We start from the raw sequence: 13,529 nt of genomic DNA on the forward strand, positions 1-13,529 counted from the left end.
AAGAAGACGCACAATAAAGGCGCCTTTTGATGCTCAACTTCACCATCAGACGACTGATTCTGGCCGTTCCGACGCTCCTGTTCATCAGTCTCGTCATCTTCCTGCTGCTTGAACTCGCACCCGGCGATCCCATGGCGCAGGTTCCGCTTACCGTCCCCCCCGAAGTCAAAGAGAAGATGCGCGAGGCGCTTGGCCTCGGGCAGCCGATGCATATCCGGTTCTGGAAATGGATCGTGCAGTTCTTCTGGATTGAACCGCAGGTGCTGATCGACTCGATGTTCGGCACGACCTTCTCCGAAGGCGATCTGCGTGTGATTTCGTGGCAGACCCGCTCGCCCGTCATGGACATCGTCGTTCAGCGTATCCCGCAGACCCTGTGGGTCGTCGGCACCGCTTATGTGGTCGCCATCCTTATCGCGCTGCCCATCGGCATCTATTCCGCATACCGCCAGTATTCCTGGTTCGATCAGATGGGTACATTCGTGTCGATGGTCGGCTTCTCGGTCCCGCCTTTCTTCTCGGGCGTGCTGGTGATCGTGATCTTCTCTGTCCAACTTGGCTGGTTCCCGTCAATCTATGACACAACACATGTGGTCGACAGCTGGGACAGTTTTGTCGTGCAGCTGAAGCAGATGATCATGCCTGTCATGGTTCTGGCGCTTCAGATCACCGCACAACTCAGCCGGTTCATGCGCGCCTCGATGCTGGATAACCTCAACCAGGACTACGTCCGCACCGCCCGCGCCAAGGGCCTTAGCGAATACACCGTCGTGATGGTCCACGTGCTGCGCAACTCGATGATTCCGGTTGTCACCGTGATTGCTCTGGGCATTCCGGCCATCTTCGGCGGCGCCATCATTACCGAGCAGGTCTTCAAGGTGAACGGCATCGGCCAGTTGCTGATCGGGGCCATTCAGGCCAATGACCTGCCGATGGTGCAGACCCTGACCTTCATCTTCGCCGTCCTGATCGTGCTGTTCAACCTGATCGCAGACGTCCTGTATGGCATTCTGGACCCGAGGATTCGCTATGACTGATCATGATCGCACGGATTCTCTGGTTCCGGACGAAGGGCTTGCCCCGGCCTCGACCGCCCTGCCAACGGCAGACGTGCTGGAGGAACTGGCCACCCCGCCCCGCAGTCAGTGGCGCGATGTCTGGGATCAGTTCAAGACCCACAAGGGCGCGATGATCGGGGCCGTCCTGTTTATCTTCATCGTGGCCGGCGTCTACATTGGTCCTTATCTGTGGAGCATCGACCCGACACAGATCGACATCCGGTCCCGCAATCAGGGGCCAAGCTGGTCGCACCCGTTTGGAACGGACCAGTTGGGCCGTGACATTCTGGCCCGTATGATGTCAGGCGGGCAAACCTCGGTCTCCGTGGGCATCACCGCGATGTTGCTGGCGTTGTTCCTGGGATCTTTCATCGGCGTTCTGGCCGGGTTCTTCAAACGGCTGGACGGGCCGTTGATGCGCCTGACCGATCTGTTCCTGGCCCTGCCCCTGCTGCCATTGCTTCTAGTCATGATGCTGCTGTTCCGAGAACCGCTGTCAGCGGCATTCGGGCTGGAGCGCGGGATTTTCATCCTGATCGTCGCCGCAATCGGCGTCACGTCGTGGATGCCGACCGCACGGATCGTGCGCGGAGATGTTCTGGCGATCAAGGAGCGGGAGTTCGTTCTGGCCGCGCGCTCGATCGGGACAAGCAACGGACAGATCATCACACGGCACATCCTGCCCAATGTACTGTCCCCGATCATGGTCTCCGCCACGCTGGGCATCGCCACCGCGATCATCACCGAAAGCGCACTGTCCTTCCTGGGTCTGGGCTTTCCACCGGATTTCCCAACCTGGGGCCGTTTGCTGTTTGACGGTGTCGACTATCTGCAGCAATACCCTGAGCGCGTGTTCTGGCCCGGTCTTGCGATCTCGCTGACGGTGCTAAGCGTCAACTATCTGGGTGACGGTCTGCGCGACGCTCTGGACCCGCGTATTCGCGGACGTTGAACCAAGTCAGCCGGCGCGTTTCAGCGCGCCGGCCAACACGACGATCAGTACCGCCAGCGGTATCAGCACCGAAAACGCCATTCTCAGGCCAAACAATTCGGCCAGAAACCCGATCAATGGCGGCCCGATCAGCAACCCGCCATATCCAAGCGTTGCAACACTGGCAATTGCCTGTCCGGGGGGCACCAGCGGATCATTCGCGGCGCGGCTGAATGCCAAGGGCATGATGACGGCATAACCGATCCCCATCAAAGCAAAGCCGAACAAAGCCAGCGAGGTCGCCGCAGCGGATACCACGCAAAACACCCCGATGGCCGCACAGACACCTCCGAATCTTGCGATGCTGACCGGCCCGAACCGGGCTATGAACACACCACCCGCCAGTCTGAGCGCAACCATCGCGACCGAAAACACCGCATAACCCAACGCCGCAACACCTTCGGTCGCTTCCGTGACATCGCGCAGGTAGACCGCGCTCCAGTCCGCGACCGCTCCCTCGCCCAACGCACCACACAGGGCCGCAATTCCAACAAGAACCAAAGCACCGGACGGCCATGCAAAAACGGCGCCGCCCGCGCTTTCCGACAGTTTTGACGTCCAGCGCACCCATGACAGGGCAAGCGCAAACCCTACGACAATCCCACCCGCCAGCAGGAAATGAGTGATCACGGTCAGCCCCATCTGGGCCGCCACGTAACCGCTGAGCGCCCCCAGCCCGGCCCCAAGGCTCCACATTGCGTGAAACGAGGACATGACGGGTTTATCGTAAGCCTGCTCTACCTCGGCCGCCCAGGCGTTCATCGCAACGTCCATCGACCCGTGGAATGCCCCAAAAATGAACAGAAACACAGCCAGCGCCCAGAACCCGCCTGCCAGCGCCAGAAGGATCAGCGAAAGCGTGTAGAGAACGGCAATCACACGCGTTATGACGACAGCTCCGAAACGGTCGGTCAGACGCCCCGTCACTGGAAATGAACACACCGCCCCTGCCGCCATGAACAGCAAGCCATAACCCAACGCCTCGTGCGTCAGCTCCAGCCTGTCGCGCACCGCGGGGATGCGCGATGCCCAGATGCCGAACAAGGCACCGTTCAGGATGAACATGGCCGCGACGGCGCGCCATGCGACCACTATTCCGATCACGAAAAACCCCTCTTGCCGGACAAACCTGCCGGCCCCGTTCTACAGGCCTGTTGGATTTTCGCAAACGTGATCTAGGACAGCCGCTTGCGGATACGGCGGACACCGACCCAAACGCCAGCGACGACCGGCAAGGTCACGGCGGCCGTCAGCATTCCCTTGCTGATGCCCGCGCTCGTCAGCGGATACAAAAGATAGCTGACCAAAGACACCGCATAATAGCTGATTGCAACAACCGACAAGCCTTCTACCGTGTGCTGAAGCCGCAAGGCCAGATCCGCGCGACGATCCATGCTTTCCAGCAGCGCCTGGTTCTGAGCACTTCGTTCCACATCCACCCGCGTCCGCAGCAGGTCGCCGGCGCGGATAGCCCGGTCCGACAAGGCTTGCAGGCGGCGCTCGGCCGACTTCACGGTGCGCATAGCCGGGTCATAGCGGCGCATCATGAAATCGGCAAAAGACTGGCCGCCCTCGAACCGTTCCTCACGCAGGATTTCGATCCGCTGGTTGACGATGGCTTCATAGGCGCCCGACGCTCCAAAGCGGAAAGAGGATTGGGCCGACAGGGTTTCCAGTTCGATCGACGTGGACAGCAGTTGCGGCAACAACTCATCCGGCTTGGACGAACTGACAGTCATCTGCTTCATCAACTCCGTCAGCTTCCCGTCCAGTTCGCCTATGCGCGGCATCAGCCGTTTCACCCTCGCAAAGCCCAGCATGGACATTGCCTTATAGGTCTCGATTTCACACAGACGCTGAATGATACGGCCAGTCCGGCGCTGATTGGTCCCGTCACGGACAAAAACGGCAAAGCGCATATGACCCGCCGGGTCGATGCGAAAATCGCTGGCGCAAATGGCGGCGTCATCCAAAACGCGGGCCACCGCCAGGCTTTCCGGTTCGAACCAATCCGCAAGCATCGGCTTCACGGAGTCATCATCCTTGCATTCCACCACCCGCAGCATCGCCGAGGTTACGCGCTGACCGGGGCTTGCCATCAGCCAGTCGGGCGGAAAAATTTCGAAGTCCGCCGGATTGAACGGGCGGTCACTGACATTCTGCGCAATGGCCGTATACGTTACGAATTCAGCGTGCTGCTCCCATTTGAGCCAGTGGCGTCCGATCTGCCCGGCATAATGCGTGGCCCCGGGCTGCGGATGCGGCGCTCCGTGGCGGTTCAGCAAATCCGTCAGATGCGCAATATCTTCATCACGATCCCGCGCTGCCGCCGCAACGGGCTTCTTGATGGCCAGAAACACCACCGTACAGGGCGTTTTCGCCACCGGAAACGGGCGCGCGTGCAATTCATTGGCCAGCGCATAGCGCAGCGGATGATCCTGGATGGGCGTCATTGTTAGCTCCCTGACTCCAGGCCACTATACCCCGCATTCAAAATACATCAATTATTGTTTTATTTCATATACTTACATGAATACCACCGCATACAGTGGCGCTATCCTATTGATTTGGCTGCCAGAGCTCGACCGGATTGCCTTCAGGGTCGTGAATACGAGCGAACTTCCCGACCTCACTGTCCCACTCATCGCGGGTTTCGACCTGGATGCCTGCTGCCTCAAGCTGAGCGATTAACGCTGCCAGATCATCGACGCGGAAGTTGATCATCCACTGTTGCTCTGACCGGCCGAAATATTCGGTCTCCTGATCGAAAGGCGCAAACACGGTGTACCCCTCGCGCTGTTTCCAGGGGACAGGATCGTAGTGATTGACCCCCAGATGTGTTTCATACCACGCGGACAGCGCTTTCGGATCGCGCGCGCGGAAGAACACACCGCCGATACCGTTCACCTTTTCCATCAACGCCCTCCTGTCAACAACCCGTCCTGCCCAGCCTAGCACGCCCCGCCTGCTTCATCTGGCCAAAAATATCCTGGAGGTCAGGAGGCAAAGCCTCCTGCATATCAAAAAAAGAAAAGGGCGCCGTCTGGCGCCCTTTGCAATTTTGATACAGCCTGCCGATCAGTCGATCATGGGCAGCAGCTTGTCCAGGCTCGCCTTGGCGTCGCCATAGAACATGCGGGTGTTTTCCTTGAAGAACAGCGGGTTTTCGATGCCCGAATAGCCAGTACCCTGACCACGCTTGGACACGAACACCTGCTTGGCCTTCCAGCATTCCAGAACCGGCATGCCGGCAATGGGGCTGTTGGGGTCTTCCTGCGCCGCAGGGTTCACGATGTCATTCGAACCGATCACGATGGCCACATCCGTGTCCGGGAAGTCATCGTTGATCTCGTCCATTTCCAGAACGATGTCATACGGCACCTTCGCTTCGGCCAACAGAACGTTCATATGGCCCGGCAGACGACCGGCTACGGGGTGGATCGCAAAACGCACCTCTTTGCCCTTGGCGCGCAGCTTGCGGACCAGTTCAGAAACGGACTGCTGCGCCTGCGCGACGGCCATACCGTAGCCCGGGATGATGATCACGCTGTCAGCGTCGTTCAGCGCGGCCGCAACTCCATCTGCGTCGATCGCCACCTGCTCGCCCTCGACCGCCATCTGCTCGCCCTGCGGGCCACCGAAGCCGCCCAGGATCACGCTGACAAAGTGACGGTTCATCGCCTTACACATGATGTAGGACAGGATCGCACCGGACGAGCCCACCAGCGCGCCGACCACAATCAGCAGGTCGTTGCCCAGCGAGAAGCCGATCGCCGCAGCGGCCCAGCCCGAGTAGCTGTTCAGCATCGACACAACCACCGGCATGTCGGCGCCTCCGATGCCCATGATCAGGTGGTAACCAATGAACAGCGCCGCCAGCGTCATCAGGATCAGCGGGAACAGGCCACCCGACGAGGTGTACCAGATCAGGCAGATCAGCGAGAGACCGGCAGCCGCCGCGTTCAGCGCATGACCGCCGGGCAGTTTAGTTGCGGCGCTCGTCACCTTACCCGCCAGCTTGCCATAGGCGACAACCGAACCGGTAAAGGTAATCGCACCGATGAAGATGCCGAGGTACAATTCGACATGCAGGATTGCCAGTTCCGCCGCGGTCTTCTTGGCGATCAGCTTAGCAAATGCGCCCAGATCGGAAAGATCCGCCTGAGACGCACTGTCGGCAATCGCCATGACCTGCGCCACGTTACCGATTTCGAAATGAGCGTTGAAGCCGACGAACACAGCCGCAAGACCCACCAGCGAGTGCATAGCTGCGACAAGCTGCGGCATCTCGGTCATCTGCACGCGCTGCGCCACGTATTGGCCGATGAAACCGCCACCGGCGATCAGCAGCAGCGACAGCAGCCACAGTCCCGAACCGGGACCAACCAGCGTGGCGAAGACCGCCAGCGCCATACCGACGATGCCATACCAGACCGCGCGCTTGGCGCTTTCCTGGTTCGACAGACCGCCGAGCGAAAGGATGAACAAAACAGCCGCAACAACATAGGCAGCAGTAGTGAAGCCAAATTCCATGTGCCCGGCCTCCTTAAGATTTCTGGAACATGGCAAGCATGCGCCGGGTTACGAGGAAGCCACCGAAGATGTTGATCCCGGCCATGAAGACGGACAGCGCCGCCAGCAGAATGACCAGGAACGATCCTGATCCGATCTGCATCAAGGCCCCAACGATGATGATCGACGAGATCGCGTTGGTGATCGCCATCAGCGGAGTGTGCAAGCTGTGCGAAACATTCCAGATCACCTGGAAGCCCACAAAGATCGCCAGCACAAAGACGATGAAGTGCTGCATGAAACTGGCCGGAGCGATCAGCCCCACCAGCAACATCAGCGCACCACCAACACCCAGCAGTGTGAACTGCTGCTTGGTCTGCGCCTTGAAGGCCGCAATCTCCTGCGCCTTCTTCTCTTCCGGGGTCAGTTCCTTGACTTCCGGTTTCTTCTGCGCTGCAATCGCCTGCACTTTCGGCGGCGGCGGCGGGAAGGTAATCTCGCCCTCATAGGTCACAGTCGAGCCGCGAATGACGTCATCTTCCATGTCGTGATTGATCTGACCGTCCTTTTCGGGCGTCAGGTCGGTCATCATGTGACGGATGTTGGTCGCATACAAAGACGAGGACTGTGCTGCCATCCGGCTGGGGAAGTCGGTATATCCGATAATGGTCACGCCATTGTCGGTCACGATCTTCTCGTCCGCCACGGTCAGCTTGCAGTTGCCGCCCTTTTCCGCCGCCAGATCGACGATCACCGAGCCGGGCTTCATGCTTTCAACCATGTCCTTGGTCCAAAGCTCGGGCGCTTCGCGGTTCGGGATCAGCGCCGTGGTGATGACGATGTCCATCTCGGGCGCAAGTTCGCGGAACTTGGCCAGCTGCGCGTTGCGGAACTCTTCGGACTGGACCGAGGCATAACCGCCGGTGGCCGCGCCGTCCTGCTGGTCTTCTTCAAAGTCCAGATAGACGAATTCAGCACCCATGGACTCGACCTGCTCGGCCACTTCCGGGCGCACGTCGAACGCATAGGTGATCGCGCCCAGCGAGGTCGAGGTCCCGATGGCCGCCAGACCGGCCACACCGGCGCCAACGATCAGCACCTTTGCAGGCGGCACTTTACCTGCCGCCGTCACCTGACCGGTGAAAAAGCGACCAAAGTTGTTGCCCGCCTCGATCACGGCGCGGTAACCCGCGATATTGGCCATCGACGACAGCGCGTCCATCTTCTGCGCGCGCGAAATACGCGGCACCATTTCCATGGCGATCACGTTTGCGCCCTTGGATTTGGCCAGTTCCATGCCTTCTTCGTTGCCCGCAGGGTTGAAGAACGAGATCAGCGTCTTGCCCTTGGTCAGCCGCTTCAATTCCACATCGGTCGGTTGGCGCACCTTGGCGACGATATCAGCCGCCTTCCAAAGCGCCGCCGCGGTCTTGACCACCTCGACACCCGCAGCCTCATAGGCCGCATCCGAGAACCCGGCAGCGGCACCCGCGCCCTTCTCGATCAGGCACTCATAGCCCAGCTTCTGCAATTGCACGGCAGAGTCCGGCGTCATCGCAACCCGGTTCTCTCCGTCCAGTCTTTCCTTCGGTGTGCCTATTTTCACCGGTGCTATCCCCCTAATTTTGACTCAAACTGAGCAGGTGGTCGGTATTGTTTGATAAGCAAACATGTATCCTGCGCAACATTATTTCGCAAGCGCAGCATTTTTGACGTTGGATCATGGCCGCAACCCACTCATATCCACCGCCGTGTTTCCCGTTCATAGCGGGCAAAATCGGCGCGGAATGTCCGGCGCAGGCGGTCTTCTTCCGGCAGGATAAAACGGCGTTCCAGGACCCAGACAAAGACTGGCACCAAAACCAGCGAAAGCACTGCATCAAAACGCAGAATCAGACCGGCCAGGATCAGAACATCCCCCAGATAAATCGGATTGCGGCTGCGCTTGTAGATGCCCGATCGCACCATCGTGGTTGGTGTTTCGTGCGGAATAACGGTGGTTTTGTGGCGGCGGAATTCGACGATGGCCAACACGGCCAGAAGGATGCCCCCTCCGATCAGGATGCCACTCAAAAGATCGGTCAGGCCGCTTTCCAGCGACAGATCCAACGACAGATGACGTCCCTGCAGCCACGCGAGCACGGCGAATCCCAAAAGCCAGACGGGTGGTACATCGATCCGTTGCACGCACATTTCCTGTGATTGACGACACGCGCAATCATGTCGCTTCTGAACGACGTCCTACCGCTTTCGGGCCAAAATGGCAAAGCTCAGGATGTCGCATCGATGGACAGGCGGTTTCCGATCAGATAGGCCCGTGGAAACACTGATCCGAAGCACAATAAGATGAGCCCTGAATGACCGATTTTGCCGCAACCAAAGCCATGTTCGACCTGCCTGAGGGCGTGATTTATCTGGATGGCAATTCGCTCGGTCCCTTGCCCAAGGCGGCGGGCGCACGTGTGCAGGACATGATGGCCAACGAATGGGGGCAAATGTTGATCACCGGCTGGAACAAGGCAGGCTGGATGGGAATGCCGACCGAGCTGGGTGATCGTATCGGGCGGCTGATTGGGGCCGAACCCGGCAGCGTTGTGGTCGGCGACACATTGTCGATCAAGGTATATCAGGCCGTGGCGTCCGCGCTGGAGCTGTGCCCCAACCGCAAGGTTGTTCTGTCGGACAACGGAAACTTCCCCTCGGACCTTTACATGGCGGACGGGCTTCTGCGCTCACTCGGACCGGATTATGAATTGCGTGTGGTCGCCCCCGAGGACGTGGCCGCGAACATTACCGAAGACGTTGCCGTTCTGATGCTGACGGAAGTGGACTACCGCTCGGGACGCATGCACGACATGAAGGCGCTGACGGAACAGGCGCATTCGAACGGCACAGTTACGGTCTGGGACCTGGCCCATTCTGCGGGCGCAATCCCCGTTGACCTGTCGGGCTGCAACGCAGATTTTGCAGTGGGCTGCACATACAAATACCTCAACGGTGGTCCGGGCGCGCCAGCCTTTATCTATGTCGCACCACGTCTGGCTGACAGCGTCAGGCCCGCACTGTCCGGCTGGCTGGGTCACGAAGCGCCATTTGCCTTTGATCTGGATTACCGTCCGGGCAGCGGGATCGAAAGAATGCGGGTCGGCACCCCCCCGGTCATTCAGATGAGCGCGCTTGCATCAGCAATGGATGTCTGGGATCTGGCAGACATGAACGACGTGCGCGCCAAGTCCATCGAACTGACCGAGCTTTTCGTTGCGCGCGTCGAAGCCACCTGCCCTGGTCTGCATTTGGCCAGCCCGCGAGATCCGAACCTGCGCGGCAGTCAGGTCTCATTCCATTTCACCGACGGTTATGCCGCAATGCAGGCCCTGATCGCGCGCGGCGTGATCGGAGATTTCCGGGCCCCGGACATTATGCGCTTTGGCTTCACGCCGCTTTATATCGATGAACAGGATGTCGAACGCGCGGTCGAAATCCTTGCAGATATCATGCAGAACAGATTTTGGGACGCGCCGGAATACAAAATTCGCCAGCGCGTTACCTGACCTCGAGCCCGGCGCCGAACAGGTCGGCAACCTGGCCCACCTGTCGTTCATAAACCTCGGCACCCGCTCCGGTCAGTTTCAGCCCCTTGAGCGTCGCTGAAATGGTCCGGCCGGTTTCAACCGCGTCTGCGAACAACCGAACGCGCCCAGCTTGTTGTTGGTGTGACAGCCAGTCTGCGTAAAGCCCCGCCAGCATGGCCTCCCCCTCCGAGATGATCTCGGAAGACATGGACTTGGTGTTATCCAGCAGTTCAAGCCCGTGCGGCAGCGCCAGAATGGCTGCCATTCCTTCGGTCTGCGCCCGTATTGCTCGCTTCAACACGTCCGGCACGGAACCGGGCGACGCCAGCGCTGCAGCAACCGCTGCGCTTTTTTCCGCATAGTAGAGTTCGGTCAGCTTTCTGACGATCGCTTCTTTGTTCTTGTAGTGCAGATACACGGCCGGTCGGGACATCCCCGCGCCCCGCGCTATGTCGTCCATTGATGTCTTGCGAAATCCGTACGTTGCAAATGCCTGAAAGGCCGAGTCCAGGATCGCTTTTTGCCGTATATCGCCAACTGCTTCTGTCATGCTCAAATTCTTGACATTTTTTGTTTATTTTGTCAATTGACATCCTGACACTTTTCAACAATTGTGTCAGAAACCGCGACAGCTACGAGAGGTGCGCCATGGCGACCGCCCTTAAGATCAATGGAAAGAAGCATCAGATTGACCTGCCCGATGACGTCCCCCTGCTTTGGGTCTTGCGGGATGAGGTCGGCCTGACCGGGACCAAATTTGGCTGCGGCGTGGCAGCCTGTGGGGCCTGCACCGTCCATATTGATGGCGAGGCGGTACGCTCGTGCCAGGTTGCGCTATCGGACGTTTGGGGTGACGTGACCACAATAGAAGGTATCGGCACCCCGGACGCGATGGCGACCATACAGCAGGCCTGGGTCGATCATCAGGTCGCGCAATGCGGTTATTGCCAGTCGGGCCAGATCATGCAGGCCGCTGCGCTGCTGGCGGAAAACCCCGCCCCAAGCGACAGTGATATCGACGAGGCGATGCAGGGCAACCTGTGCCGCTGCGGCACCTATCCCCGCATTCGCGCCGCGATTCACGATGCGGCGTCCAAGATAAACGAGGCGTAAATTATGGCATCTGTTGGTAAAATCCTCCGCCGCACGTTCCTGATCGGTTCAGCCGCAATTGTCGGCGGCGTGGCGTTCGGCGCCTACTATGTCAGCCGCCCAGTTGCCAATCCGCTCAAACCCGGCAAAGGCGAGGCGGCGCTGAACCCGTTCGTTTTGATCGACCAGAACGGCGTTACCCTCTTTGCACCCCGCGCCGAGATGGGGCAGAGCGTGAAAACCACCTGGGCCGCACTGATCGCGGAAGAACTGGACGTGGATCTGGACCAGATCACCGTCCTGCACGGCCCGGCGGCGCAAGCCTATTACAACACGGCCATGATCGGTGAAGGCTTGCCGAACAAGGGCTACGACATATCTGATTTCCAGCACAATCTGGGTGAAGCTTTGGGCGGGATCGGCAAAGTGCTCAGCCTGCATGTGACGGGCGGCTCGACCTCGATGAAGGACGGGTTCGAGCGGATGCGGGAAGCCGGCGCCTCGGCCCGCGAAACGCTGAAACAGGCTGCCGCCGACCGTCTGGGCGTGGACCGCACTACCCTGAAAACGGCCTCGGGCCATGTGATTGCCCCGAATGGCGACAAGATACCCTACACCGAACTGGCCGTGGATGTGGCCAAGCTCGACCCGATCGAGGCGCCGCTGCGTGACCCCTCAGAATGGCGTTACCTTGGCCGACCCCAACCGCGTCTGGACATGGCCGAAAAGGCGACCGGCACCGCCGAATTCGCAATCGATGTACGCCTGCCCGGAATGAAGTTCGCCTCGGTCCGCATGAACCCGAAACTGGGTGGCCAGATGAACGGCTTTGACGACACCGCCGCGAACTCAATGCCGGGGGTCGAGAAAATCGTCGATCTGGGCACTGGCGTTGCTGTCATTGCCACCAATACATGGCTGGCCAATCAGGCAGTCGAAGCCATTGACGTGGATTGGGGCGACGCGCCCTATCCGCCCGGGACAGAGGCAATCTTTGACAGGATCAGGGAGGCGTTCGAGAACGACCCGAACTCGACCATGCGCGATGACGGCGACGTCAGCACTCTGCCGGACGGCGCCACCGAGATATCCGCGGAATACACCGTGCCTTATCTGGCCCACGCGACAATGGAACCGATGACGGCCGCCGCGCTGTTTTCCGGCAACAAACTGGAATTCTGGGGCGGCAATCAGGCCCCGACCTTCATGCAGATCAAAATTGCCGAGGCGGCCAATCTCGAAACCGATGCTGTTGAGGTTCATACCACCTATCTGGGCGGGGGCTATGGCCGTCGGCTGGAGTTTGACTTTGGGGTCATCGCCACAAAAATCGCCTTGGCCATGCCGAACACGCCGGTTCTGACGACCTGGAGCCGGGAAGAGGACATGCGCCACGACTTCTATCGTCCCGGCGCAATAGCCCGGATGCGCGGTGCGGTCAAAGACGGTCAGGCGGTCCTGATTGACGGTCGGGTCGCCTCGCAATCCTGCACACATCAGGCCGTGTCTCGCGTGACCGGGTTCGCCGGCGGCGGCCCCGACAAGGTACTTGTCGAAGGGCTGTTCAACCAGCCATATGCCGTGCCGAACTATCGCATCAGCGGCCACATCGCCGATCTGGATATTCCCGTCGGCTTCTGGCGTTCGGTCGGCAACAGCCACAACGGGTTCTTCCACGAAACTTTCATGGATGAAATGGCCCATGCCGCCGGCCGCGACCCGCTGGAATTCCGGCTGGAGCTGATGAAGAACGAACACGCGCCATCGGCCGGGTGTCTGGAAGCGGTGCGCGACATGTCGGGCTGGACCGGCCAGACCCCGGACGGAGTTGGCCGCGGGGTCGCCTTCACCTACAGCTTCGGCACTCCGGTAGCTCAAGTGATCGAAGTCGTTGACGAAGTCGGCAGCATCCGCATCAGCAAGGCTTGGATTGCCTGCGATATGGGCATTGCGCTGGACCCCGATAACGTCAAGGCGCAGATGTTCGGCGGCATGATGTACGGCCTGTCAGCGGCCTGCTTTGGTGAAATAACCTTTGCCGATGGCGAGGTCGAACAGTTCAACTTCCCCGACTATGACGCCATGCGTATGCACACGGCCCCGGAAGTCGAAGTGCGCGTACTGGAAACCAACCGTCACCTGGGCGGCGCAGGAGAACCCGGCACGCCGCCATCAATGCCGGCACTGGGCAACGCGCTTTTTGACCTGACCGGAGAACGTGCTCGGTCTCTGCCGCTGATCAATCAGTTCAATCTGGTGGTTTGATGCAACCCGACCGGTCCCGTTTTGCGGGGCCGGCGCAAG

At 59.8% G+C, this 13,529-nt stretch carries 12 protein-coding genes; 5 read left to right on the forward strand and 7 right to left on the reverse strand.

Annotated elements, in window-relative coordinates; genetic code table 11:
• The first annotated feature begins 29 nt into the window (after nt 1–29).
• Both ACR1XU_RS12505 and ACR1XU_RS12510 read left to right on the forward strand, forming a co-directional pair.
• On the forward strand, nt 30–1,037 hold the full coding sequence (locus tag ACR1XU_RS12505) for an ABC transporter permease (protein WP_170615306.1): 1,008 nt from the start codon (nt 30–32) through the stop codon (nt 1,035–1,037).
• Entirely contained in the window at nt 1,030–2,010 is a 981-nt protein-coding gene (locus tag ACR1XU_RS12510; RefSeq protein ID WP_170677871.1) for an ABC transporter permease, read from the forward strand. Before ACR1XU_RS12505 ends, ACR1XU_RS12510 begins: the two co-directional genes overlap by 8 nt.
• 6 nt (nt 2,011–2,016) lie before the next feature.
• Here ACR1XU_RS12510 and ACR1XU_RS12515 read toward each other — a convergent pair whose 3' ends face one another.
• The 6 genes from ACR1XU_RS12515 to ACR1XU_RS12540 all read right to left on the reverse strand — a co-directional run bounded on the left by ACR1XU_RS12515 (nt 2,017) and on the right by ACR1XU_RS12540 (nt 8,748).
• On the reverse strand, nt 2,017–3,153 hold the full coding sequence (locus ACR1XU_RS12515; protein ID WP_480908598.1) for an MFS transporter: 1,137 nt from the start codon (nt 3,151–3,153) through the stop codon (nt 2,017–2,019).
• Between the two features lie 71 nt (nt 3,154–3,224).
• Nucleotides 3,225–4,502 (reverse strand): DUF3422 family protein, encoded by a 1,278-nt coding sequence (locus ACR1XU_RS12520; protein ID WP_480908600.1) that lies wholly within the window; start codon nt 4,500–4,502, stop codon nt 3,225–3,227.
• A gap of 106 nt (nt 4,503–4,608) precedes the next feature.
• Nucleotides 4,609–4,965 carry a VOC family protein gene (locus ACR1XU_RS12525; protein ID WP_170806573.1) on the reverse strand — a complete coding sequence of 119 codons (357 nt, stop codon included), beginning with the start codon at nt 4,963–4,965 and terminating at the stop codon, nt 4,609–4,611.
• Nucleotides 4,966–5,127: 162 nt separating this feature from the next.
• The gene (locus ACR1XU_RS12530; RefSeq protein WP_170615302.1) at nt 5,128–6,582 is read right to left on the reverse strand and encodes an NAD(P)(+) transhydrogenase (Re/Si-specific) subunit beta; all 1,455 of its coding nucleotides are present in this window, start codon (nt 6,580–6,582) and stop codon (nt 5,128–5,130) included.
• Between the two features lie 13 nt (nt 6,583–6,595).
• A complete protein-coding gene (locus ACR1XU_RS12535; RefSeq protein ID WP_170677877.1) occupies nt 6,596–8,167 on the reverse strand; it encodes a Re/Si-specific NAD(P)(+) transhydrogenase subunit alpha in 1,572 nt (523 codons plus the stop codon).
• Between the two features lie 131 nt (nt 8,168–8,298).
• On the reverse strand, nt 8,299–8,748 hold the full coding sequence (locus tag ACR1XU_RS12540) for a methyltransferase family protein (protein WP_480908603.1): 450 nt from the start codon (nt 8,746–8,748) through the stop codon (nt 8,299–8,301).
• Between the two features lie 170 nt (nt 8,749–8,918).
• Here ACR1XU_RS12540 and kynU point away from each other — a divergent pair, with 170 nt between their 5' ends.
• Nucleotides 8,919–10,112 (forward strand): kynureninase, encoded by a 1,194-nt coding sequence (gene kynU, locus ACR1XU_RS12545; protein WP_480908606.1) that lies wholly within the window; start codon nt 8,919–8,921, stop codon nt 10,110–10,112.
• On the opposite strand, the gene ACR1XU_RS12550 is transcribed toward kynU, so the two are convergent.
• Nucleotides 10,105–10,683, reverse strand: a complete 579-nt coding sequence (locus tag ACR1XU_RS12550) for a TetR/AcrR family transcriptional regulator (RefSeq protein WP_480908608.1) — start codon at nt 10,681–10,683, stop codon at nt 10,105–10,107. The two genes, kynU and ACR1XU_RS12550, sit on opposite strands and share 8 nt — an antisense overlap.
• A gap of 98 nt (nt 10,684–10,781) precedes the next feature.
• On the opposite strand from ACR1XU_RS12550, the gene ACR1XU_RS12555 reads away from it, so the two are divergent.
• Together ACR1XU_RS12555 and ACR1XU_RS12560 are read left to right on the forward strand one after the other, a co-directional pair.
• Nucleotides 10,782–11,246, forward strand: coding sequence for a (2Fe-2S)-binding protein (locus ACR1XU_RS12555; protein WP_480908610.1), 465 nt, complete (start codon nt 10,782–10,784; stop codon nt 11,244–11,246).
• 3 nt (nt 11,247–11,249) lie between these two features.
• Entirely contained in the window at nt 11,250–13,490 is a 2,241-nt protein-coding gene (locus tag ACR1XU_RS12560) for a xanthine dehydrogenase family protein molybdopterin-binding subunit (RefSeq protein ID WP_480908611.1), read from the forward strand.
• The last annotated feature ends 39 nt before the right edge of the window (nt 13,491–13,529 follow it).

The sequence above is a fragment of the Ruegeria sp. D1(2025) genome (assembly GCF_056536425.1).

Bases quoted from the DNA above. Each gene is read 5' to 3' on its own strand.
- ACR1XU_RS12505 (WP_170615306.1), top strand. From the start codon at position 30: ATGCTCAACTTCACCATCAGACGACTGATTCTGGCCGTTCCGACGCTC.
- kynU (WP_480908606.1), top strand. From the start codon at position 8,919: ATGACCGATTTTGCCGCAACCAAAGCCATGTTCGACCTGCCTGAGGGC.
- ACR1XU_RS12510 (WP_170677871.1), top strand. From the start codon at position 1,030: ATGACTGATCATGATCGCACGGATTCTCTGGTTCCGGACGAAGGGCTT.
- ACR1XU_RS12530 (WP_170615302.1), bottom strand. From the start codon at position 6,582: ATGGAATTTGGCTTCACTACTGCTGCCTATGTTGTTGCGGCTGTTTTG.
- ACR1XU_RS12525 (WP_170806573.1), bottom strand. From the start codon at position 4,965: ATGGAAAAGGTGAACGGTATCGGCGGTGTGTTCTTCCGCGCGCGCGAT.
- ACR1XU_RS12550 (WP_480908608.1), bottom strand. From the start codon at position 10,683: ATGACAGAAGCAGTTGGCGATATACGGCAAAAAGCGATCCTGGACTCG.
- ACR1XU_RS12520 (WP_480908600.1), bottom strand. From the start codon at position 4,502: ATGACGCCCATCCAGGATCATCCGCTGCGCTATGCGCTGGCCAATGAA.
- ACR1XU_RS12555 (WP_480908610.1), top strand. From the start codon at position 10,782: ATGGCGACCGCCCTTAAGATCAATGGAAAGAAGCATCAGATTGACCTG.
- ACR1XU_RS12560 (WP_480908611.1), top strand. From the start codon at position 11,250: ATGGCATCTGTTGGTAAAATCCTCCGCCGCACGTTCCTGATCGGTTCA.